We start from the raw sequence: 21,929 nt of genomic DNA on the forward strand, positions 1-21,929 counted from the left end.
CTTGGCCTTCTAGCATTAGCCGAACACGAGCCTTGATTTCGGTAGCATTCGCACACCAATAGCCAAAATTAAACTAATGAAAAAAGTGACTATTAGGACAAGAATAATAAAAAGCCCTGTAGGCAATTCAGTATTACTAGCCAAGGCATTCGATATTTTGTCCAACACCACGACATGGACGAAATATATAACGAACGTTTTTTCCGAAACGAAGCTTACGGCTTTTTGAGTAGAAAAGCTTGGCGTTTTGATCTGGCTAATTAGCACCATGAATGAAATTGAGGCGATAAACACGTTAGGCGATAAGTACTCGTAAGCCGTTTGAATGGCCATGTCATATCGATCTGACAACATCCACGTGTATAAAAAAGTTATGAGCGATGACGTGATGAACGCAACCAAAGCGATAAAGACCTGAAATTGGGAGACGCCTTTCGTGGCAAGGTATGACTTGAAATATGCTCCAAATACGAAGTAACCCGCATAGCTTGGCAACCCTTTGTCAAATACAAGGCCATACAAACCTCCTTGCCAATAAAAAGGTAGGCAGTTGACGATAAAAAAGAGCACCAGAAAATATATGGCGTAGTCGACTCGTTCCACTAGCAGGTCGGTTATTTTCTGTAAAATGGGGATCAACAGATAAACACCCAATAGCGCATAGACAAACCACAGGTGATACATCGCAGGGCTTTGTAGAATGCTAAAAAAGTCGATACTTTCTCTTGTATAATAGGAGGTATAAAAAAGAAAGAGAGTACTCCATATGATCAGAGGTAGTGCAATTCTTTGTATGCGCCTAAGCAGCCCTTTTAACGAAGGAGCAGAACGGTGAGGCGTAATAATGAGAAATCCGGACAGAAGAAAGAACAATGGTACCGAAATGCGAGATATCGAGTCGATCGCATTTGCTGATAACCAGTTACCCGTATCAAGCGTGGAAAACTGATAAAAGCTGTCAGCACTGGCGTGAATGGCAATGACCCCCAGGGTGGCTATCACACGGCAAAGATCGATCCAGTATATGTTGGATTCCATTCCATTCGTGATTTTTGACATTCAAACCAGCCTTTTAATTTTCTCGTCGCGGCGTTCCCCCTTTATGTTCACTATTGAGTTGTCATCAATGTCAGGGGGATAAATAGGAGTTAAATTTTATCATGTACTTAAAAGCTAATCGAATGTTAGGGCCATAAGGTATCACCAGCAAAGAGCTTCGCGGTGATGGGTAAGTCGATTCGTAAACCGGTTTGAGTGGGCGCACTGATCTGATGGATGCTCAAGGCGCCAGCCAGTCGGTATAAATATCGTCCACGCCCCGCGACCGGTAGTACTCCAGTTCGCGCTGGGTGTTCACCGTATGCACGTAGGTCGCAATACCGGCCTCACCCAGCGCTTTTCCATCGCCGCGCTCGGCCATTCGGCGCGGCATGGAGACCGCGAATAGCTCCATGTCGTTGGCGTGATCGATAATCTCATCCAACGGCATGAGGTAAACCTTGTAGAGCCCCCAAATGATATCGCGATAGCCCAGCGCGCGAATCTGCTCGTACTGAGCGGGGTCATACATCTGCGCTATCACATGATCGCCCACCTGATCAAACCGCTCGGCAATGCGCGCAAGCCCTTCCAGTTCACGCTCCTTGATATCCGGTACCAGGCGCTTTCCCGGGTGCGCCTTGAGCCACTCAACGAGGGTATCGAGCGTGCAGTTTTTAACGTAGGGGTTCTCGCTAACGAGCTGCTCGAACTCGGCAAGGGTGGGGCGGGTATCGAAGCGGCGCTGAAAAATATACTCGGCGTTGTACTGCCAGTCGTGTACGCATACCAGCTGATCGTCGGCGGTCCAGGAGAGGTCGATCTCGAAAAGCTCGAAGTGGTCGCGGTTGAAATCGAGCGCCTCGAACGTGTTTGTGTAGGCCCAGTTGTTGACGCCACCGCCGGCGTGGGCGACTCGCGGCAAATCGGTCGCCGTGTCGCCACAGCCGGCGAGCGCCGCCAGTCCAGCCAAAAGTACGATGCGAAAAGCAAGCATGGCGAATCTCTTGTAGTATCCGTGCCGCAACAGCGCACCGTGTGGGGAAGGGCATTACGTGACTGACGCTTTGCTCTGCCAATACGGCGAAATGCTATCACGCCCCGGTAGCGTCTTGCCCGGATAGCACCTGATTTTATCGGTCAATGGTTTTAAACGAGCCCCCCACTGGCGGGCGAACGGCTTCTTTTGAGTATGTTGTATGAATGCAAGGTGTTACCCGTTGACCTCGCCCGACGCGTGGCGGTTTTGGATGACGCCACTGGGGGTTTTCGGACTTTGCCTGGTGGCTGCGTTGGTGGTGCGCGTGGCGGTGTTGCAGGACATGTCGAGCGCGGTATTGAGCTGTCGCTGGTGCGCGACGCCTGCCGTCATTAAAGCCGATGTGCCTTATCTTGTGGCGCTGGCGCTGCTGTTTGCGGTATCTACGTTGAGGCCTGTGCGATGGTGGACGCTGCTTTGGCGGGTGCCTGCGGTGATGGGGTTTTGGCTGTATGTGCTGGATATCGCCACCATGGTGCAGTTCAACTCTCGTTTCATGATTGCCGATGCCCGTATCTACCTGGCCGACGCCGAGCTGGCGGTAAGCGTGTTGGACCAGGCGCCCTTGTCGGTCGCGATAGCGTGTACGTTATTGGTCGCGCTCAGCGGGTGGTGGTGGATACGGATATCACCCCAGCACGCGTTGAGTCGCCGGTTCGGACTGACCGGTGCGGCGCTGATGCTGAGCGTCGCCGGGTTGGCCCTTTTATTGCCCACACCTGGGTACGTACACCAATGGGCGCTTGAAAACGTTCTGGCCGCCAACTGGCCAACCGGCATCGACGAGCGTTACGGTGCGCAAACCCTTGGGCATCTTCAGACGGACCCTGCGCCGTATTACTGCACATCGACGCCTGCGCACCGCGATAATGTGGTCGTTTTGGTGCTGGAGTCCTGGTCGCCTTATCACAGTCAGCGCTGGTCAGGGCTCAATGATTGGACACCGCGGCTGGACCGCTTGGCGGGTGAGGGCACCTGGTTCTCTCGCTTGCACGCTGGGGGTTCCACCACCAACGATGGGCTAGTGTCGCTGCTGACCGGCCGGCAGCTGGTACTGCCGTTTACGCCGCCCACGCAAACCGAGGCTTTCGAGGGTGCCTGGCGGCGTGCAGAGCAGGCGCTGCCGCACGCGCTAGCTGCGCGTGGCTATAAACGTAGCTTTCTTACCTCGGGCGACCTCTCTTTTACCCATAAGGGAGAGTGGCTTTCGCATATCGGTTTCGACACGCTGCAGGGTCATGACACCCCCGCCTTCGATGGCTTGGCGCGCCATCACTTCAACGCCGTGGAGGACGCCGCACTTTATGAGCATGCCTTGTCGTTCCTGCGCCAGCGCCAGCGCTCGCCTCATCCTCAGTTCGTGGTGATCGAGAACGTCAGCACGCATCATCCTTTCGTTCATCCTGATACGCACGAGCGAAGCGAAGAACAGGTTTTTCGCTATATGGATGACACCGCCGCCGACTTTATCGAGGCCCTGAAGCGCGACGGGTTTTTCGGCAATGGCCTGTTGGTGGTGGTCAGTGATCATCGTGCGATGACCATGATGAGTCGCGAGGAGCACGCGCTTTTAGGGCGTGCGGCGGCCTCGAACGTTCCCGGGTTCATTCTCACCGGCGAAAAGGGCGTGGGCGAGGTCAGTGGGCTCTATCATCAGGCCGATTTGATGCCAACGCTTTTGGCGCATGTTAGCGAGCCCCCGTACTGTCATCAAAGCCCACCGCGTAGCCTGCTGAACCCGGACGATACCTCGCCTGCATGTGTCTTTCATGCACGGGGTGATCAGCGCGATCTCGTGAATGTTTTCTGCCCGCAAGGTCAGGGCGTGATTCGAGTTGACGGCGACGATAGCCGCTTTGTACGTGCATCGATGCTTTCCAGACCGCTCAAGCGCGACCTGTTGCAGCGGTTGGCTCGCGAGCGCCAGTAGCCGGTGCCTTGGGGGGTGCCCGCCGGTGTTTGCATGTTATCCTTGTGCGCTGGATCGCTGCTTTCAATGGCCTGACGTTCGGGCCCTTCAAAACGGCAGTTGCACAATCTCAAGGTCATGCACAAGGCAGTCATTATGAAGCTTCTAGTCACGGGTGGAGCAGGATTCATCGGCTCGGCAGTCGTCAGGCACCTCATCGCCAACACCGACCATGAGGTCGTCAACGTCGATGCCCTGACCTACGCCGGTAACCTGGAGTCGCTGGCTGACGTCGAGGGCAACGAGCGCTACGTCTTCGAGCACGCCAACATCAATGACGCCGCGCACATGGCCCGGCTTTTCGAGCGCCACCAGCCGGATGCGGTGATGCATCTGGCGGCGGAGTCTCACGTGGATCGCTCGATCGACGGCCCGGCGGCGTTCATTGAGACCAATATCGTCGGGACCTACACGCTTTTGGAAGCCGCCCGCCAGTATTGGAACGGTCTCAAAGAGAGTCGCCCCGAGAAAGCCGCCGCGTTTCGCTTTCATCACGTCTCCACCGACGAAGTGTACGGCGATCTGGAAGGCCCCGAGGATCTGTTCACCGAAGAGACTCCCTACGCGCCGAGCTCCCCGTACTCCGCCAGCAAGGCAAGTTCCGATCACCTGGTGCGCGCCTGGTATCGCACCTATGGCCTGCCGGTGCTGCTGACCAACTGCTCGAACAACTATGGGCCGTATCATTTCCCGGAAAAGCTCATTCCGCTGATGATTTTGAACGCTCTGGCGGGCAAGGCGCTGCCGGTATACGGCGATGGCCAGCAGGTGCGCGACTGGCTCTTTGTCGAAGACCACGCCCGGGCGCTGGTGAACGTAGTGACCGAGGGCAAGGTCGGTGAGACCTACAATATCGGTGGCCACAACGAGAAGGCGAATCTGGAAGTAGTCGAGACGCTTTGCGATCTGCTTCAGGAGCTGGTGCCCGCCGAGAAAAGCTACCGCGAGCTGATTACGTTCGTGGCTGACCGCCCGGGCCACGACGTGCGCTACGCGATCGACGCCGACAAGATCGAGCGCGAGCTGGGCTGGCGCCCGGAAGAGACCTTCGAGACCGGCCTGCGTAAAACCGTGCAGTGGTACCTGGACAATCGGCAGTGGTGGCAGCGCGTGCAGGACGGCAGCTACCAGGGCGAGCGGCTAGGGAGCTTATGATTTGGCAAAGCGATCATCGATCATTCTGATTTAAAAGGATTTGACCATGAAGATCCTGATTACCGGTGGTAATGGGCAGGTGGGCTTCGAGCTCAAACGCCAGCTGGCGACCCTGGGGGAACTGCTGGCTCCTTCGCGCCAGGTGCTGGATTTGGCCGATGGCGAGGCGGTGGATGCATATCTTGCCACGCATCAGCCGGATGTCATCGTCAACGCGGCGGCCTATACGGCGGTGGACCAGGCGGAATCCGACGAGGCGGCGGCCACGCGCCTGAACGCGTCGCTGCCCGCTCAGCTTGCCGCTCACTGCACGGTGAACAACGCGCTGCTGGTGCACTACTCGTCGGACTACGTTTATACCGGTGACGGCGATACGCCCTGGCGCGAGAGCGACCCGGTCGGGCCGCGTAATGTCTACGGCGAGACCAAGCTTGCCGGCGACGAGGCGGTGAGCGACAGCGGCTGCCGACATCTGATCTTTCGTACCAGCTGGGTTTATAGCGCCTTCGGCAAGAGCTTTTTGGCCACCATGTTGCGTTTGGGCGCCGAGCGCGAAAGCCTCAACATCATCGACGATCAGGTGGGCGCGCCGACCCCCGCTCGCTTGATCGCGCTGGTCACTCAGCAGGCGCTGACCAGATGGCTGAGCCCGGACGGCAGCGATCTCAAAAGCGGGGTGTATCACCTGGCACCGCGCGGGCACACCAGCTGGCACGGCTTTGCCTGCGAAATCTTCGAGCACGCGGAAAAGGCCGGCCTGCCACTTTCGATCACCGAGCAGGGCGTGGGCGCCATTCCCACCAGCGACTACCCCACGCCCGCTACCCGGCCGCTGAATTCCCGCCTGAATGTGGGTAAACTCGAGAAAGCATTGGGAATCACGCTGCCGGATTGGCAAAGCCAGGTCGCGTTGACCGTGCAAGAAATCGCAAGCTCGCGTTAAAGCGAGCCTTGAGCAAGGAAGGACACCATGCAACGTAAAGGTATTATTCTGGCCGGGGGCAGCGGCACGCGCCTGCATCCCATCACCCGCGGCGTCTCCAAGCAGCTGCTGCCCATTTACGACAAGCCGATGATCTATTATCCGATCTCGGTGCTGATGCTGGCCGGCATCCGCGAGATTCTGATCATCTCGACCCCGGAAGATTTGCCGCAGTACGAAAACCTGTTAGGCGATGGTAGCGCCTTCGGCGTGCGCTTCGAGTATGCCGTGCAGCCTAGCCCGGACGGTCTGGCCCAAGCGTTCATCATCGGTGAAGAGTTCATCGGCGAATCCCCGGTGTGCCTGGTGCTGGGCGACAACATCTTCCACGGCCAGCACTTCTCCGAGCAGCTCAAGCGCGCAAGCGAGCAGCCAAGCGGCGCTACCGTGTTTGGGTACCTGGTGAAGGACCCGGAGCGCTTTGGCGTGGTGGCGTTCGACGAAAGCGGCACCGCCGTTTCCATCGAGGAGAAGCCGGCCAAGCCGAAGTCGCCCTACGCAGTGACCGGGCTCTACTTCTACGACAACGACGTGGTCGAGATCGCCAGAAAGGTAGAGCCTTCCGAGCGCGGCGAGCTCGAGATCACCAGCATCAATAATGCTTATCTGGAGCGCGGCGACCTGCGCGTCGAGCGCCTGGGCCGCGGCTTTGCATGGCTGGATACCGGTACTCATGACAGCCTGTTGGAAGCCAGCCAGTACGTGCAAACCATCGAGCATCGCCAGGGGCTGAAGGTGGCGTGTCTCGAGGAGATCGCCTGGCACCAAGGCTGGCTGAGCGATGAAGCGCTTCGCGAAAGCGCCAGCGCGCTATCCAAGACCGGTTACGGCCAGTATCTGCTTGCGCGGCTCGATAGCAAGGGAGGTCACTAATGCAGGTCGAACAAACGTCATTGCCGGGCGTCGTGATTCTGACGCCCAAAGTGTTCGGCGACGAGCGCGGCTTTTTCATGGAAAGCTTCAATCAAAAGGCGTTCGAAGAGGCCACTGGCTGCACACGTGAATTCGTGCAGGACAACCACTCGCGCTCGCGTCAGGGGGTGCTTCGCGGCATTCACTACCAGCTCGAGCAGCCCCAGGGCAAACTCGTTCGCGTCACCCAGGGAAGCGTCTTCGACGTTGCGGTCGACCTTCGCCGCGATTCCAGCCACTTCGGTCAGTGGGTGGGCGTCGAGCTTTCCGCCGAGAACAACCGCCAGCTCTGGGTGCCGGAAGGCTTTGGTCACGGTTTTGTGGTGATGTCGGACACCGCGGACTTTCTCTACAAGACCACCGACTACTATCACCCGGCCTCCGAGCGCAGCATTCGCTTCGATGACCCCGAGCTTGGTATCGAGTGGCCCACGCTTCCCGTCGAGTTCGCGCTTTCCGAGAAGGACCAGGCCGGTAGCAACTTCGCCGCCGCCGACGTGTTCGAGCGCTAAGCGCCGCCCATCGAAAGCCATGAGCGCCCACCGCAGCCACGCTGAGGTGGGCGTTTTTTTATGCAGAAGCCTAATTTTACTTTTTGTTGCGAGTGGGGGTAGGGTAGTGGCCACGACCGCTTGATGATCCAAAGGGGGCGAAATGGTAAATCACGGGGGAAAACCAGCGCTTTCCACGCTCGTTCACCGGGGCGGGGCTAATGGGGTGACCGGGAGCTGCCATCAGCTTTATGCTCGTGCCGGGCCGTCACTGCTGATCGACTGCGGCTTGTTTCAGGGCCAGGACGCCGACCCGGCGCGTTTCGATCAAATGACGGTCGATTTCGACGTCGACTCGATCAAGGCCGTGGTCATTACTCACGTGCATATCGACCACGTGGGCCGCTTGCCCTACCTGCTGGCGGCGGGCTTCGATGGCCCGGTCATCTGCTCGATTCCTTCCGCTCGGCTGTTGCCGCTGGTGATCGAAGACGCGCTCAAGATCGGCTTTACCCGCGACCGCGCGCTGATCGAGCGCTTTCTGGAGCGGCTGGAGCAGCAGGTGGTGGCGCTTGAATACGACCGCTGGCACTCGGTCGTCAATAACCAGGATCTGGTCATGCGCGTCAAGCTGCGCCGGGCGGGGCATATTCTGGGCTCGAGCTTCGTCGAGGTTGGTTTGCGCGAGCCTGAAACCGGCCAGCGCGAGCGTGTGGTGTTCTCCGGCGATCTGGGCGCGGCCAACTCTCCGCTGCTGCCGGCGCCCAAATCGCCGGCCAAGGCCGATGTGCTGGTGCTGGAGGCCACCTATGGCGGTCGCCGCCACGAACGACGCGAAGGCCGAACCCAAGCGCTCAAAAAAGCGATCGACGCTGCGCTCGACCACCAGGGGACTGTGATTATTCCCGCGTTCAGCATTGGCCGCACCCAGGAGCTTTTGTACGCGCTGGAGGGCATCGTTCACCGGGCGGCGGGCCGAGGGCGGTGGGCAGCGCTCGAGATTATCGTCGACTCTCCTTTGGCGGCGCGCTTTACCCGGGTGTATCGCACACTCAAACCCTACTGGGACGCCGAGGCCCAAACGCGCGTGCGCGCCGGCCGCCACCCGCTCGATTTTGAATCGCTCTATACCGTGGATAGTCACGAGGCGCATCTGCGTACGGTGACGTATTTGGCCCAAAGTGGACGGCCTGCCGTCGTCATTGCCGCCAGCGGCATGTGCGTGGGCGGGCGTGTGGTCAACTATTTGAAGGCGATGCTCGAAGATACCCGCCATCAGGTGCTGTTCGTGGGATATCAGGGTGAGGGCACGCCGGGCCGCGATATTCAGCGCTATGGGCCGGCGGGCGGCTGGGTTGAGCTTGAGGGCGAGCGTTTCACCATTCGCGCCGGCGTGACGTCGATCAGCGGCTACTCCGCCCACGCCGATGAAGACGGGCTGTTACGCTTCGTGGCCGGCATGCGCCGCTGGCCGCGCGAAGTACGCCTGGTGCACGGCGACTCAACGGCGCGCCTGGCGCTGAAATCGGCGCTGGAAGCGTTGGCGCAAAAAAAGGGCAAAGCGCTGACGGTCACGCTTCCCGATAATCAGCCGTATGATTGAGGCCGCGAGCCTACGCGCGAGCTGTGCTACTATCCGAGCTTTTTACGCGTTACACGTAACCATCTACAAATAACCACTTAAAAGTAGCAATGAGTAAAGGCACCAGGGCCGGAGCATGGCGCATCATGGACATTAGCAAGACAAGGGAAGCCACACTGCCTGCGGGCCCGTTAGCGCGTTATGTGAGCGTGTGCGTATTTCTAATGGGGGCGCTGGCGCTGGTGGTGCCTTCGGGCTACTCCATTGGCGCCGCGCTGTTGCTTCTGGCAAGCGTTTGCCTGCTTTCTCGCCGCGTGGGAATGGCAACGCTTACGCGTCAGGATCGATGGCTCATCGCGGCACTGTGCCTTTATGGCCTGGCGGTCGGTGTACTTTCGACCATCGAGTTGGGCGCGCGCGGCTTTGACCGACCATCACGGTTTCTGTTGGCCGTACCGGTGCTTTTGCTGGTGCTGCGCTGCCCGCCGCGGCTTTCATGGCTCTGGAGCGGGCTGGCGCTTGGTGCCATTGGCTCCGGGAGCTGGGCGCTCTGGCAAAACCTGGCGCTGGATAGGGCGCGCGCCGACGGCTTCGTGTACGTGATTCAGTTTGGCAACCTGAGCATGCTGATGGGCGTTTTATGTTTGGCCGGGCTTGGCTGGGCGTTCGCTCAACGGCGCAGGGCGTTTTGGCTTTTGCTTCTGATGCTGGGGGCGTTTCTGGGTATGCTGGGCTCGCTGTTATCGGGCAGCCGCGGCGGATGGATTGGCCTTCCGTTCATCGCGTTCGTGCTGTATCGCGGCTACGGTCGCGGGCTTTCGCTAAAGGTCAAAGCGGCGGCGGTGGCGCTACTGCTGGCCGTTGTCGTGATCATGTACGCCACGCCGCAAACCGGGGTGCAGCAGCGCGTTCACGCCGGGATCAATGATGTAGCTCAGTATATCGGTGAGGGCGAGCGCGATACGTCGCTCGGGCTTCGTTTTCAGATGTGGCGCGGCGCCGGGCTTTTGATTGCCGAGCGTCCGGTGCTGGGATGGGGCGAGCAGGGCTACGTCGACGCCATGCAGGCCCTGGCCGAGCGCGGGGTCATCAACCCGGCAGCGGCCGGATTCGACCACGCCCATAATGAGTTCATCGATGCCACCGCCAAGCGCGGCGTGGTAGGGCTCGCTATTTTGCTGGCCCTTTATCTCGTGCCGATGCGGTTGTTTGCCTCGGGGTTTTCGCATGCCGACTTGCGCGTTCGTTCGCTGGCGGTGGCGGGCACGCTACTACCCGTGGCCTATATCGATTTCGGTCTCTCGCAAACGTTCATGGCACACAACAGCGGCGCCATGTTCTACGCCTTCTGGCTGGCGGTATGGTGGGGGGCGTATAGCGCTTATCGGCGCCAATCAGCCGCCGTTGCCGCATCGTTCACACGCTGAGCGCTGCTCTCATCAAAAAGCCGGGCCTGGCTTAACGTGGCGGGATGCGTTATAGCTAAAAGGCGGCGAACGGGCGAGGGAGTCGTTGTTATCGCAAAGCGGGCCAAAGAGCCCGTATTGGCCGCTCGAGCGCGACAAGAAGCAGGGAAAACGAGCTGCAACAACAATGCTGGGAGGCATGACCGATGCTGACACCGACTCAATACATACAATCCTACTATCTGGCGCTTTTTGGCCGCGCCGCCGACCCGGCGGGGCTTGCGTACTGGCAGGAACAGATGGACGCCGGTGCCCTTGAGTCGCAGGATGTGCTGTTTTACATGCTGCAGTCCGATGAGTTCGTGGCCGGCCGCCAGGCGCTTTCAGCGCTTCCTGGTAACGGCTGGGTCAACGAGATCTACCAGCGCCTGTTCGCGCGCGATGCCGAGCAGGCGGCGGTCGATTACTGGGGAGCGCAGGCCGATAGTGGCGTTTCGGATCAGGTATTGATCGAATCCATCTTGGCTTCGGCCAGCAAAACGGATCTGGAGGCGCTCGATGCCTATACGTCGGTAGCCCAGTTCTATTCCCAAAACGTGAGTGACGAGAACTACGACGCCGACCAGCCGCTGGTGCAGGACGGTTTTCGCAGCAACGAACAGCTTTATGCCGACCTGCAGGCCCTCGATGCGCGTTTTGACACGCTGTCGCTGACTCAGGCCGGCGAGTCGATCGAAGGGCGCCCGCTCTTTGCTGCAAGCGTCGGTGACGGGCCGCGCAAGCTGATGATCGTCACCCAGCAGCACGGCGACGAGCCGGTGGGTACCGAAGCCGCCATGCATTTTCTCGAGTGGCTGAGTGGCGATAGCGAAGGGGCTATCGCGCTTCGCGAGCAGGTGAGTGTGACCGTAATGCCGCGGGTCAATCCGGACGGTTTCGCGCGCTGGGAACAGTTGGTGGCGGGGGAACTCGACCCGGAAACGACGCTGGACCCGCGCCGCAACGCCGCCGATATCGATTTGAACCGCACCTGGGACTCCTCCCAGCCGCTGGATGCCACCCAAGCGCCGGAAACTGCAGCGATTCGCGCCGTGCTGGCCGCGTTCCAGCCCGATATGCTGCTCGATTATCACAACCAGAATAACTATTTGAACGCCGCTGGCGAGCTGGAAACCCAGTCGGTTCTATGGCCGACCAATGAAAACGTCGCGCCGGGTATCACCGCTACTGCGCAGCAGGCGGCTCTGGCACTTGCCCAAGGGCTCGAGGCATTCGACTACGGCTATCTGTCGCTTTTCCCCGGCGGCGACGCGGCGGATATCGGCCGTAACGGAATCGGTCTCGACGGCACGCCGGTGTTGCTGGTCGAGCAGCGCGGGCTTGAGGAGTTCGAACTGAAAGCGCTGGAAGGGCTGACGCTGGATTTCGACGCGGTGGCAAGCGCTCTGACCCTTGAAGGCGTATTGGGCATGTTGGGTATCGCCCGGGCGCTTGGCCTGGATGGCTTTGCCGGCCTCGACCCGGCGCTGGCGCTCCAGATTCCCGAGCGCGGCGAACGCACGCCGTTCGAGGAACTTTACGGCGAAGAGATCGAATGGGCGTTTGACGTGGCGAGTATGGGCACACCCGCAATGGCGGCAATGAACGAGCCGGTGACGCCGCTGATGCTGACCGGCGTGGCAGACACTTCAATGGCGGATTATCAGGTAGCCTGAAACGTTTTATCAGGTTGAATAGTCTGTCACATCAATGAAAAAGCGGCGCGCTACCCGGTAGCGCGCCGCTTTTTTTGGCCCCAGAAAAGCCGGTATTAAACCCCGGCTACGCTACCAGCCGCCCTGGGCTTCCAACAAACTCAGCGTGTTGTTATTGATCGGCAGTTTGAAGTCGGCGGTGGCCAGCACCATGGCGTCGCCGGCGCGCACCACGCGAGTGCTCACATAGATATAGTTCTGCCCCTGGGCATAGGTGCCCATCAGAATCGAGCGGGCATTGCTTTGGGCGCCAAGGCGCTGTATCTGGCGGGACAGGATCAGCTCGCCGACGTTCTCCTCGACGAACATGCTGTCGCGCATCTTGACCTCGCGCACCTGCATGCCCTGCTGGGCCAAGGCGGATGCCATGATCTCCGAGCTGATGCGCCCAAACGTGGAGGACTGGGTCAGATTATCGATGCTCACGAACGTGGCGGCGATCATCGGGCTGTAGCGGGTCATGTCCGGGTTGTGGGCGACCATGCGCGCCGCCGCTTCGTGGGCGAGTTCGGAAAGATCCGGCTCTGGCGGGGCGGGTTTAGGGCCGCGCTGGTTCAGGCCCGCGCACCCGGCAAGCATCAATACGCCGAGTATGAGCAGGGCGCGACGCAGATGAATGAGCAGTGAGGTCGAAGTGAGTGCGGGCATGGCCTTACCAGGTATCGGTGAGCGGAATGGCGGGGTCCGGGTAGTGCACCCGCTGTGGCGCATACTGGCGCCGGTCACCGCCGTTGATGTAGTAGATGTTCGACGACGAGTAGAGAATGCGGTCGCCATCGACGACCTGCGTGGTGATGATGATCTCTTCGTTGCCGGTATATGTCCAGCTACCGCTGAAAACGTCCGCGGCGATACCGGCAGGAATCAGTCCCAACGCCGGCTCGGCCCAATGATTGATGGGTATGGTCGCCACGGCGATGCCCGCGGTCAGCGCGGTGAACGCGCCGGTCGGCGGGCGAATGAACCCACGGTCGCGGTGCTCGACGATTTCGACGTCCACGATCACGTCGACGCTGTTGGCCCCGGCGGCGGTGGTCACGTTGGCGCCACGGGTCACCAGCTCGCTGGTCAAGAAGGTGCGAAAGCCGCGGTCGAACTCGCCGCCGCTATAGGGAACGTAGCCGTCCGGGTGCGGATTTTTGATGTGCAGGTCGCGAAAGCGCACCCGCTCGCGCTGGAGGATCTGGCTGGCCTCGTGGCGGGCGAGTATCTCCCAGTGGTGCGCAGCCTGCATGCGCTGCTGCTCCGAGTAGGGATAGGTCGTCGCAATCGGGGCCTGGGAGGTGTTGGCGTAGAAGCAGCCGCTCAGAGCAAGACTCAAAAGCCCCACGCCGAGTGCGCCTGCCACGCGCGTCGTTCCAGCTAAAAGACGGGTATACAACGGCTAGTTCCTTCTCTTCGCAAAAGGGGTTTTTGATAAACTGGCTTTCCATACGAGTACTTATCGGCCAATCGCTCGAACACTTGAATGAGTAATCACGCCCATGCTTGAAGATCACCGCGGCGGCTCGCGCCACGACACGCTTTTGTCCGCGTATCCGGCTGAGGACGGCAACAGCGGCTGGATGATCAGCTATCTCGATATCATGACGCTGCTGGTCGCGCTGTTCGTCGTCATCATCGCGGCGGCCAATATACGCCCGGGCTTCTCGAGCGACGAGCCGCTAGAGCTTTCCAGTTTCGACGGGCCTATCGTGCTGGAATCAATCCTCGATGTGCCGCTGCCCGCACCGCTGACCCGCGCCGCCACGGCGCTTCCCATCCCGAACGCGGGTGAGCTAAGCCCGATGGCGATCAGCGCCGCGCTGGGCGTGGCGGGGCTGCCGGGTAGCCGGATCGTGCCGCCGGCTCCGGCCACTATGGCGCCGCCTGTGCTTTTGGCTCACACGCCTGCGCCCGTGGAACTTGAGGAGGTGCCCGCGGCGCCCGCCTTCGAGTGGCTGCTGCCCGCGCCGCTATTCGCCGAACGCGCAAGCCAAGCGCTTAAGCCCGTAGGCGCGGCGCCGCTTGCCGACTACATGGTGATTCTGACCGATGAGCCGCCGGTCAACGCGGTGCCCATCAGTGAAGACGCGGTACGCGGCGCGGTCAGCGTGGCCGAGCGTTTGAACGAGTCGCTCTATTTGCCGAGCCTTGACGGGGTGGAAGTCGCGCGCGTGGCCGAAGGCATCAGCCTGCGCGTGCAGGACCGGCTGCTGTTTCCTTCCGCCACGGCAGAGCTGACCGATGACGGCGCCTCGCTGGTGGGAAGCCTTTTGGAGACCATTCAGCGCTTCGATGGTGAGGTGTCGGTCGAAGGTCACTCGGATAGCCAGTCGATCAATACGCCGGAGTACTCCTCGAACTGGGCGCTTTCCAGCGCCCGGGCGATCGCCATCGTCGAGGCGCTGCAGGCCGCGGGCGTCGATGCGTCGCGGCTGCGCGCGGTGGGGCTCGCCGCGACGCGCCCGCTGGCGGATAACTCGACCGTCGAAGGGCGCGCGCGCAATCGTCGCGTCGAAGTAGTGATTCACGTTGAATAGTGATCACGTCGAATAGTGATCACGTCGAACAGAGTGGAGATGTCGCGATAAAGCTTGCGAAACGGTGTACACCGCAGTTTATAAAATGACGGCCAAAAAAAGACCCGCCGGGGGTGGGCGGGTCAGCTAGGGCTTGGCTCGGTGTAGTCTGCTGGCGTCAGGTGAGGGGTGTACAAGTCCGCCAGCAGGTACAATTTGAGTATAGACATTTTCGCGCTTCTGCCAAGAGTTTTTTTCAAATTTTTTATACGCCGATTCAAGGCTTGTCCAACTTTGCCTTTTCGTGGTGTTCGCCATGCTCAAAAAAGCGCACATTTTCTGCACCAAAATAGAGCTTTGGGGGTGCGCTCTTCTAGTGCTTTCTGCCTTTATATGGTTCATTCGCTTTGCAATGCACTGATTGAAAAAGTGTTTTATCGAGTGGCACACAATCTGCTTGGATGAGAGACAAGCCAATGCGCCGGGATGGATCAAGGCTTTTTGAAGGCCATCGCCTCGTTGGCTTGCGCGCCGTTCAACCTAAAGCAGCGTTTGACCTAAAGTAGGTAATGCCATGACGGAACATGCCTCTTCGAGCAAGCCAACGCACCCCCGTGAAAAGTCAACGGCAGACCCGCCGGTGCTGGAGCTCGCTTTAACGCCGCGCCTGGTGGTCACCGACCTGGACGGCTCGTTGCTCGATCACGACAACTACGATTTCTCGCCTGCCCGCGCCACGCTGGCAAGGCTTCGCGTGCTCGGCGTGCCGGTCATCCCCGTGACCAGCAAAACCCGCGCCGAGCTCATCGCGCTTCGTCAGGCGCTGGATCTCACCGCAACGCCCTTTGTCGCCGAAAACGGCGCGGTCATCGGTTTACCCCCGGGCTGGTGTCACCCGAGCCTTGACCGCCCCGGTACCGCCCGCGACAGCCTCGTCATCAAACATACCGGTGTGGATAGCCGCTTCATTCGTGCGCGCTTGAATGTATGGCGCGAGCGTCTGGGCGTTCGCTTTACCCGAATGGGGGAGATGTCCGTCGAGGAGCTGATGGCTCTGACCGGGCTCGATGAGCCGCGCGCGCTCGCCGCGCGCCAACGCGAAGGCAGCGAGCCGCTCGTGTGGGAGGACAACGACATCGCCCTCGACGCCTTTCGCCTGGCGCTGGAAAGCGACGGGCTGACGTTGACCCAGGGCGGACGGTTTTATCACGTGATGGGGGCGTCTTCGAACAAGGGGAGCGCCGTGGAGTGGCTGGTCAAGCGCTTTAGCGCCCTGAGAGGCAGCCGCCCACTGACCCTGGGGCTGGGCGACGGCCCCAACGACATCGCCATGCTCGAAGCGGTGGATCAGGCGGTGGTCATCAAGGGGCGCCACGACCTGGCGGTCGAGCCTCAAAGCGCCGCGCTTTATCGCACCGACGCCTTTGGCCCCGCTGGCTGGGTCGAAGGTCTTACGCACTGGTGGGGCGGCCAGGATGAACGGCCAAGCCTTGATACCGACACGCTCTGACCGAACGCGAACAAACTAAAACGCAGGCGCTACGCCAGAGAGGGCATATGAGCGATTTTCATCAGAATGGATTGATCACGGACTTTCATAACCTGACCCGCCGCCCCGTCGCGGAGCTGGAGGCGGATCTATGCCGGTTCGCCGAGCGCCGCCCCATGGGATTGATTCTGCCGTCGCTGTTTTCCGAGCTCGAGGGGCCGGCGCTGTCGGCGATCATCGATGAGCTTAAGGACGTACCTTATTTGGGCGAAATCGTGATTGGCTTGGATCGCGCCGACCGCGAGCAGTTTCTCTATGCCCGGGAGTTCTTTTCACGCCTGCCCCAGCATACCCGCATTCTCTGGAACGACGGCCCGCGCTTGACCGCGCTACACGACGAGCTCGAAGACCACGGCCTGGGGGCGGTGGAGCCGGGCAAGGGGCGTAACGTCTGGTACTGTTCGGGCTACCTGCTGGCGTCGAACCGCTCGAAAGTGGTGGGGCTGCACGACTGCGATATTTTGACTTACGACCGGGGGCTTCTGGCGCGGCTGATGTACCCGCTGGCCCACCCGCGCTTCAACTACAGCTTCTGCAAGGGCTACTACCCGCGTATTGCCGAGGGCAAGCTCAACGGGCGCGTCTCGCGGCTGATGGTGACGCCGCTTTTGCGCGCGCTGAAAACCGTCTGCGGGCCACTGCCGTATCTGGATTATCTGGACAGCTTTCGCTATCCGCTTTCCGGCGAGTTCGCCATGCGCAGCGAAGTGCTGGAAGGCATTCGTATTCCGGCGGACTGGGGCCTTGAAATTGGCGTGTTGTCAGAGCTTCAGCGCAACTACTCGATGCGCCAGATTTGCCAGGTCGATATCGCCGACACCTACGATCACAAGCACCAGCCGGTCAGCGAAGAGGACGCCTCCGGCGGGCTCAACCGCATGAGCCTCGACATCGCCAAGGCGCTTTATCGCAAGCTCGCCACCCAGGGCGTGAGTTTCAGCAGCGAGGATTTTCGCACGCTGAAGGCGACCTACTACCGGCTGGCGCTGGATCTGATCGAAGCCTACGACCACGACGCCACCATGAATGGCCTGAGCCTGGATCGCCACAGCGAAGAGCAGGCCGTCGAGCTTTTCGCCAGCAACCTGCTGGAGGCGGGCAACCTGTTTCTGGACAACCCGCGTGAACGCCCCTTCATTCCCAGCTGGAGCCGCGTGCAGGCCGCCATTCCCGATCTGCTCCCGCGCATGCACGAGGCCGTGGAGCTTGATAACCAGGGCAAGGTATGAACGGGCGTTGAAAACGCCGCGCCCGGTCGACGAATCGACCGGGCGGCGGGTTAGAAAGCGGCGAGGGCGGGGGTGGAGCTCAAGGACGCAGGCGTGGGCAAAGGCTCACTAGCGTTGATACGAAAGTTGGCGACCGCCTGGCGCAGCTGATGGCTGAGCTCGGAAAGCTGCTGGGCGGTGTGGTTACTCTGCTGCACCAGCCCTGCGTTTTGCTGGGTCATTTGATCCATCTGGGTCACGGCGTCATTGACCTGCTCGATCCCGCTACTCTGCTCGATGGTCGCGGCGGCGATCTCCTGTACGAGCGTGCTGAGCTCGCGAATGTCGCCAACCACGCGATCGATGACCTCGCCTGTACTGCGCACCTGCTGGCTGCCGTCGGCGACCTTCGTGCCGGAGTCCTCGATCAGCTGTTTGATCTCCTGGGCGGCGGCGGCGGAGCGGCTGGCCAGCTGGCGCACTTCGTTTGCCACCACGGCAAACCCACGGCCCTGCTCGCCGGCCCGCGCCGCCTCGACGGAGGCATTGAGCGCGAGAATGTTGGTTTGAAAGGCGATGGTATCGATGGTGTTGACGATGCTGCTCATCTGGCTCGAGCTTTCGCTGATGGCCTCCATCATGCTGACGACGCTGAGCATGGCGCTGCTGCCGCGCTGGGCGTTTTCCGCGGTCGAGGAGGCGAGCTTGCGCGCATGATCGGCGTGTTCGGCGTTTTGTTTCACCGTGGCGGTCAGCTCTTCCATGCTGGAGGCGGTTTCGGCAAGTGACGCCGCCTGCTGCTCGGTGCGCGTGGAGAGCTCTTCGTTGACGCCGACGATCTCCTCGACACCACTGTTCACCTGATCGGCGCTATGGTGAATGCCGCTGATCGTCTTGGCCAGACTCGTGCGCATACGGTTGATGTTGTAGAGAAGGCTCGCCTGGTCGGCCCGCCCCAGTGTCGTTTCCCGGGTGAGATCGCCCTGGGCAATATGACTGACCACTCCGGCGGCGTAGCGCGGGTCCCCGCCCAGACGACGGCCAACGTCGCGAATGATCCAGCCCATCAGTAGCGTGACGGGAATGCCGATGATCAGCAGAGCCACGAGCGAGCGAATCAGGCTGGAAATGAAGGCCGCATTGATATCGTCGACGTACACTCCGGCGCCGTAGGCCCAGCCCCAGTCGGCCAGATAACCGAAATAGCTGATCTTGGGAAACTGTTTGTCGCCGGAATCGAGGCGCCGTGAGTAGTAATCGACGTAACCGCCGCCGTCACGGGCGGCTTCAAGCAGGGCGCTGTAAAGGTGCATGCCCTTGCTGTCCTGAAAGTCACTCATGTCATCGCCGCGCTCGCGCCGCGGGTGATAGACGATATCGAGCTGGTCATCGAAGGCGAAAATGTATTCGCCTTCACCAAATTGAGCGTTAGCAATGCTCTCGATGGCGCGCTGTTGGGCTTGCTCGAGCGTAAGCTCTCCGCTGCGAGCACGTGCCTGGAGTGACTCCAATTGATTGCCTAGGCTCTCCACCACCTGTTTGATGCTGTTGCGCCGTTCCTGCTCGATGGTTTGACGGGTTTCCAGGCCCAGCCAGCCTACCAGGATCAGCATGGCCAGGCATATCAAGGCAAGAATGCCCCAGAGTCGTTGGTTCGTCGTTAGTCGTGTCATGATGTTTTGGGTGTGGTCTCATGGAAGCAGATAAGCGTGATGATCCATATCGGCCAGTTTGGAGGAAGCATTAATAAAAAAACCGCTTGCAGACAAGCGGTTGAATAGAATGCGTTCGAGCGGCTATCAGCATTTAAATGCGCTGTTGCTCTTTAGAAAGAAGGTGCTGGGATGGCGCCTGATGGGGCGTGCAGCTGGGCGGCTGTATCGGGGGAAATACGAAAGTTGGCGACCGCCTGGCGCAGCTGATGGCTGAGCTCGGAAAGCTGCTGGGCGGTGTGGTTACTCTGCTGCACCAGCCCGGCGTTTTGCTGGGTCATTTGATCCATCTGGGTCACGGCGTCATTGACCTGCTCGATCCCGCTACTTTGCTCGATGGTCGCGGCGGCGATCTCCTGCACGAGCGTGCTGAGTTCGCGAATGTCGCCAACCACGCTATCGATGACCTCGCCGGTGCTGCGTACCTGCTGGCTGCCGTCGGCGACCTTCGTGCCGGAGTCCTCGATCAGCTGTTTGATCTCCTGGGCGGCGGCGGCGGAGCGACTGGCCAGCTGGCGCACTTCGCTTGCCACCACGGCAAACCCACGGCCCTGCTCGCCGGCCCGCGCCGCCTCGACGGAGGCATTGAGCGCGAGAATGTTGGTTTGAAACGCGATGGTATCGATGGTGTTGACGATGCTGCTCATCTGGCTCGAGCTTTCGCTGATGGCTTCCATCATGCTGACGACGCTGAGCATGGCGCTGCTGCCGCGCTGGGCGTTTTCCGCGGTCGAGGAGGCGAGCTTGCGCGCATGATCGGCGTGTTCGGCGTTTTGTTTCACCGTGGCGGTCAGCTCTTCCATGCTGGAGGCGGTTTCGGCAAGCGACGCCGCCTGCTGCTCGGTGCGCGTGGAAAGCTCTTCGTTGACCCCCGCAATTTGCACGACGCTGCCGTTGACCTCATCGGCGCCCTGATGAATCTCGCCGATGGTGTTGGCTAGGCTTTCTCGCATCCGGTTGATGTCGAATAGCAAGCTTTGCTGGTCCGTACGGGCAAGCCGGGTACTGACGGTCAGATCACCATCGGCGATGTGGCGAACGACGCCGGCGGCGTAGCGAGGGTCACCGCCCAGGCGTTTGGCGATATCGCGAATCACCCAGCCCATGAGCAGCGTCATGGGTAGCCCCAGTAGTAGCAGTGCCAGCGCGGCCTTGATCAGGCTATCGATGAACGCCGCGTTGATATCATCGATATAGACGCCGGTGGCGATGCCCCAGCCCCATTCGGGGACGTAGGCGACGTAGCTCATCTTGGGAATCTGCTCGTCTTCACCGAGGCGGGTGGTGGCGTAGTAAACGTGCCCGCCGCCGTTCTGGGCGGCCTCGAGCAGATCCGCGTAGAGCCGCACGCCGTTGGCGTCTTCGTAGCCACTCATATCGGTGCCGGTGTCTCGCGTCGGGTGTGAAATGACGCGAAGCTGATCGTCGAAGGCGAACAGATATTCGCCGTCGTTGTAACGGAGATTCGAGATGAGCTCGACGGCGCGTCGCTGCGCCTCCTGCTGATCGAATTCGCCCTGGCTTGCCCTCGCCTGCAGCGCTTCTACCTGGCTTTGGACGCCGGTCACGATATAGCGGATGCTGGCTTGTCGTTCGTCGGTGAGCGTTTGGCGGTTATCCCAGGCCAGCCACCCCACGAGAAGCAGCATCGATACCCAAATCACCGCCAGTGTGCCCCAAAGCTTTTGTGTCGTTGTTAAACGCTTCATGGAAGATCCTTTTATTATTGATATGTCTTTTATCGGCCTCCTCGAGGGGCGCATGAGAAGCGAGTGGGTACTCTTTAGTCGTAGTGGAATCGGCTTCGGTGCAGCTGAAAGAGCACCGGGGCGGCTTAGGGCGCCTCACCACCCATCATCTCGATCAGACGCTGCTCGCTCGGCAAGCCCTCGATACGATCCAGGCGTGTATGCCCCTCTTCGGTTTGGCGCTGAAAGGCGGTCGTGGGCGTGGCGACCAGGCCCAGCCCTTCGAAGAGCTGGTTGTTGGCGTAGACCTGCTCCTCGATCTCGATGGCCTGGGCGCCGGGTTCGAGCGGCTCGCCTTCGCTGTGGGCCGTCAGTGCGGCGGTGGGGTCCTCGGCGGCCAGTATCGTGGCCGCAAGCGCCGGGCTCGTGGGTGCCAGAATGCCGACCATGATATGACGAATCTGCACCTGACCGGCCTCGACCCAGGGGCGCGTTTGGCGCCACAGCCGCTTGCAGTAGGTGCAGTTGGCATCGGTGAACATGTAGAGCGTGCGCGGGGCGTCGACATCGCCGTCCTGAATCCAGTGGCTCTGCGCCAGGCGCTGCCAGGTCTGCGCCTCCAGCGGCACCCGAACCGCGGCCTCGAGCTGCGCCTCGGTCAGGTTCTCGCCGCTTGAGTCGAAAAGCGTGCCGACCACGGCGTGCTCGCCATCCGGCGTCAGGTAGACGATCATCTCCTGGCCCTGGCGGCTCGCGCCAAAGCCCGTCAGCCCGCCGGGCGCGTCGATGCGCTCGTGAATGGCGATGCCTTGAGCCTTGAGCGCCTCGATCGGGGCGGGTAGCGGCGCGGCGCCGACGGGGGTGGCGAGAACGGCAAGCGTTAGCGCGGCGATTGAGGCGGTCTTGCTAAAAGTCGCCATGGTGAGTCTCTTGTGTGAGTGGA

General features: G+C 60.5%; 18 protein-coding genes. 11 read left to right on the forward strand and 7 right to left on the reverse strand.

What is annotated here, in order from left to right:
- Window positions 1–15: 15 nt before the first annotated feature.
- Together RN346_RS06135 and RN346_RS06140 are read right to left on the reverse strand one after the other, a co-directional pair.
- The gene (locus RN346_RS06135; protein WP_311962466.1) at window positions 16–1,059 is read right to left on the reverse strand and encodes an acyltransferase family protein; all 1,044 of its coding nucleotides are present in this window, start codon (window positions 1,057–1,059) and stop codon (window positions 16–18) included.
- Window positions 1,060–1,279: 220 nt separating this feature from the next.
- Window positions 1,280–2,035, reverse strand: coding sequence for a hypothetical protein (locus RN346_RS06140; RefSeq protein WP_311962467.1), 756 nt, complete (start codon window positions 2,033–2,035; stop codon window positions 1,280–1,282).
- A 253-nt stretch (window positions 2,036–2,288) separates the two neighbouring features.
- Here RN346_RS06140 and RN346_RS06145 point away from each other — a divergent pair, with 253 nt between their 5' ends.
- The 8 genes from RN346_RS06145 (at window position 2,289) to RN346_RS06180 (ending at window position 12,289) form a co-directional block, all read left to right on the forward strand.
- On the forward strand, window positions 2,289–4,007 hold the full coding sequence (locus RN346_RS06145; protein WP_311962468.1) for an LTA synthase family protein: 1,719 nt from the start codon (window positions 2,289–2,291) through the stop codon (window positions 4,005–4,007).
- 135 nt (window positions 4,008–4,142) lie between these two features.
- Window positions 4,143–5,201, forward strand: a complete 1,059-nt coding sequence (gene rfbB, locus RN346_RS06150; RefSeq protein WP_263584498.1) for a dTDP-glucose 4,6-dehydratase — start codon at window positions 4,143–4,145, stop codon at window positions 5,199–5,201.
- 46 nt (window positions 5,202–5,247) lie between these two features.
- Complete coding sequence (gene rfbD / locus RN346_RS06155; protein ID WP_311962469.1) at window positions 5,248–6,144, forward strand: dTDP-4-dehydrorhamnose reductase; 897 nt, start codon at window positions 5,248–5,250, stop codon at window positions 6,142–6,144.
- Window positions 6,145–6,171: 27 nt separating this feature from the next.
- Window positions 6,172–7,056, forward strand: coding sequence for a glucose-1-phosphate thymidylyltransferase RfbA (gene rfbA / locus RN346_RS06160; RefSeq protein ID WP_263584496.1), 885 nt, complete (start codon window positions 6,172–6,174; stop codon window positions 7,054–7,056).
- Entirely contained in the window at window positions 7,056–7,607 is a 552-nt protein-coding gene (gene rfbC, locus RN346_RS06165) for a dTDP-4-dehydrorhamnose 3,5-epimerase (protein WP_263584495.1), read from the forward strand. The genes rfbA and rfbC overlap by 1 nt, the downstream gene beginning before the upstream one ends.
- 142 nt (window positions 7,608–7,749) lie before the next feature.
- Window positions 7,750–9,189 carry an MBL fold metallo-hydrolase gene (locus RN346_RS06170; protein WP_311962470.1) on the forward strand — a complete coding sequence of 480 codons (1,440 nt, stop codon included), beginning with the start codon at window positions 7,750–7,752 and terminating at the stop codon, window positions 9,187–9,189.
- 125 nt (window positions 9,190–9,314) lie between these two features.
- Complete coding sequence (locus tag RN346_RS06175) at window positions 9,315–10,595, forward strand: O-antigen ligase family protein (protein WP_311962471.1); 1,281 nt, start codon at window positions 9,315–9,317, stop codon at window positions 10,593–10,595.
- A gap of 185 nt (window positions 10,596–10,780) precedes the next feature.
- Window positions 10,781–12,289, forward strand: a complete 1,509-nt coding sequence (locus RN346_RS06180) for a DUF4214 domain-containing protein (RefSeq protein ID WP_311960537.1) — start codon at window positions 10,781–10,783, stop codon at window positions 12,287–12,289.
- 111 nt (window positions 12,290–12,400) lie between these two features.
- Here the strand turns inward: RN346_RS06180 and RN346_RS06185 are convergent, their stop codons facing one another.
- Window positions 12,401–12,976 (reverse strand): FlgO family outer membrane protein, encoded by a 576-nt coding sequence (locus tag RN346_RS06185; RefSeq protein ID WP_311962472.1) that lies wholly within the window; start codon window positions 12,974–12,976, stop codon window positions 12,401–12,403.
- A gap of 4 nt (window positions 12,977–12,980) precedes the next feature.
- Complete coding sequence (locus RN346_RS06190) at window positions 12,981–13,676, reverse strand: hypothetical protein (RefSeq protein WP_263584490.1); 696 nt, start codon at window positions 13,674–13,676, stop codon at window positions 12,981–12,983.
- Between the two features lie 136 nt (window positions 13,677–13,812).
- Here RN346_RS06190 and RN346_RS06195 point away from each other — a divergent pair, with 136 nt between their 5' ends.
- The 3 genes from RN346_RS06195 to RN346_RS06205 all read left to right on the forward strand — a co-directional run bounded on the left by RN346_RS06195 (window position 13,813) and on the right by RN346_RS06205 (window position 17,607).
- Entirely contained in the window at window positions 13,813–14,850 is a 1,038-nt protein-coding gene (locus tag RN346_RS06195) for an OmpA family protein (RefSeq protein ID WP_311962473.1), read from the forward strand.
- A gap of 553 nt (window positions 14,851–15,403) precedes the next feature.
- On the forward strand, window positions 15,404–16,339 hold the full coding sequence (locus tag RN346_RS06200) for an HAD-IIB family hydrolase (protein WP_311962474.1): 936 nt from the start codon (window positions 15,404–15,406) through the stop codon (window positions 16,337–16,339).
- A gap of 47 nt (window positions 16,340–16,386) precedes the next feature.
- Window positions 16,387–17,607, forward strand: a complete 1,221-nt coding sequence (locus RN346_RS06205; RefSeq protein WP_263584487.1) for a glycosyl transferase — start codon at window positions 16,387–16,389, stop codon at window positions 17,605–17,607.
- Between the two features lie 50 nt (window positions 17,608–17,657).
- Here RN346_RS06205 and RN346_RS06210 read toward each other — a convergent pair whose 3' ends face one another.
- The 3 genes from RN346_RS06210 to dsbG form a co-directional block, all read right to left on the reverse strand.
- The gene (locus RN346_RS06210; protein ID WP_311962475.1) at window positions 17,658–19,259 is read right to left on the reverse strand and encodes a methyl-accepting chemotaxis protein; all 1,602 of its coding nucleotides are present in this window, start codon (window positions 19,257–19,259) and stop codon (window positions 17,658–17,660) included.
- Window positions 19,260–19,411: 152 nt separating this feature from the next.
- A complete protein-coding gene (locus tag RN346_RS06215) occupies window positions 19,412–21,007 on the reverse strand; it encodes a methyl-accepting chemotaxis protein (protein WP_311962476.1) in 1,596 nt (531 codons plus the stop codon).
- Window positions 21,008–21,132: 125 nt separating this feature from the next.
- The gene (gene dsbG, locus RN346_RS06220; protein WP_311962477.1) at window positions 21,133–21,906 is read right to left on the reverse strand and encodes a thiol:disulfide interchange protein DsbG; all 774 of its coding nucleotides are present in this window, start codon (window positions 21,904–21,906) and stop codon (window positions 21,133–21,135) included.
- Window positions 21,907–21,929 lie beyond the last annotated feature (23 nt).

The sequence above is a fragment of the Halomonas sp. PAMB 3232 genome, assembly GCF_031954225.1.
Taxonomy (GTDB): domain Bacteria; phylum Pseudomonadota; class Gammaproteobacteria; order Pseudomonadales; family Halomonadaceae; genus Vreelandella.

Bases quoted from the DNA above. Each gene is read 5' to 3' on its own strand.
- RN346_RS06135 (WP_311962466.1), bottom strand. From the start codon at position 1,059: ATGTCAAAAATCACGAATGGAATGGAATCCAACATATACTGGATCGAT.
- RN346_RS06140 (WP_311962467.1), bottom strand. From the start codon at position 2,035: ATGCTTGCTTTTCGCATCGTACTTTTGGCTGGACTGGCGGCGCTCGCC.
- RN346_RS06145 (WP_311962468.1), top strand. From the start codon at position 2,289: ATGACGCCACTGGGGGTTTTCGGACTTTGCCTGGTGGCTGCGTTGGTG.
- rfbB (WP_263584498.1), top strand. From the start codon at position 4,143: ATGAAGCTTCTAGTCACGGGTGGAGCAGGATTCATCGGCTCGGCAGTC.
- rfbD (WP_311962469.1), top strand. From the start codon at position 5,248: ATGAAGATCCTGATTACCGGTGGTAATGGGCAGGTGGGCTTCGAGCTC.
- rfbA (WP_263584496.1), top strand. From the start codon at position 6,172: ATGCAACGTAAAGGTATTATTCTGGCCGGGGGCAGCGGCACGCGCCTG.
- rfbC (WP_263584495.1), top strand. From the start codon at position 7,056: ATGCAGGTCGAACAAACGTCATTGCCGGGCGTCGTGATTCTGACGCCC.
- RN346_RS06170 (WP_311962470.1), top strand. From the start codon at position 7,750: ATGGTAAATCACGGGGGAAAACCAGCGCTTTCCACGCTCGTTCACCGG.
- RN346_RS06175 (WP_311962471.1), top strand. From the start codon at position 9,315: ATGGACATTAGCAAGACAAGGGAAGCCACACTGCCTGCGGGCCCGTTA.
- RN346_RS06180 (WP_311960537.1), top strand. From the start codon at position 10,781: ATGCTGACACCGACTCAATACATACAATCCTACTATCTGGCGCTTTTT.
- RN346_RS06185 (WP_311962472.1), bottom strand. From the start codon at position 12,976: ATGCCCGCACTCACTTCGACCTCACTGCTCATTCATCTGCGTCGCGCC.
- RN346_RS06195 (WP_311962473.1), top strand. From the start codon at position 13,813: ATGCTTGAAGATCACCGCGGCGGCTCGCGCCACGACACGCTTTTGTCC.
- RN346_RS06200 (WP_311962474.1), top strand. From the start codon at position 15,404: ATGACGGAACATGCCTCTTCGAGCAAGCCAACGCACCCCCGTGAAAAG.
- RN346_RS06205 (WP_263584487.1), top strand. From the start codon at position 16,387: ATGAGCGATTTTCATCAGAATGGATTGATCACGGACTTTCATAACCTG.
- RN346_RS06210 (WP_311962475.1), bottom strand. From the start codon at position 19,259: ATGACACGACTAACGACGAACCAACGACTCTGGGGCATTCTTGCCTTG.
- RN346_RS06215 (WP_311962476.1), bottom strand. From the start codon at position 21,007: ATGAAGCGTTTAACAACGACACAAAAGCTTTGGGGCACACTGGCGGTG.
- dsbG (WP_311962477.1), bottom strand. From the start codon at position 21,906: ATGGCGACTTTTAGCAAGACCGCCTCAATCGCCGCGCTAACGCTTGCC.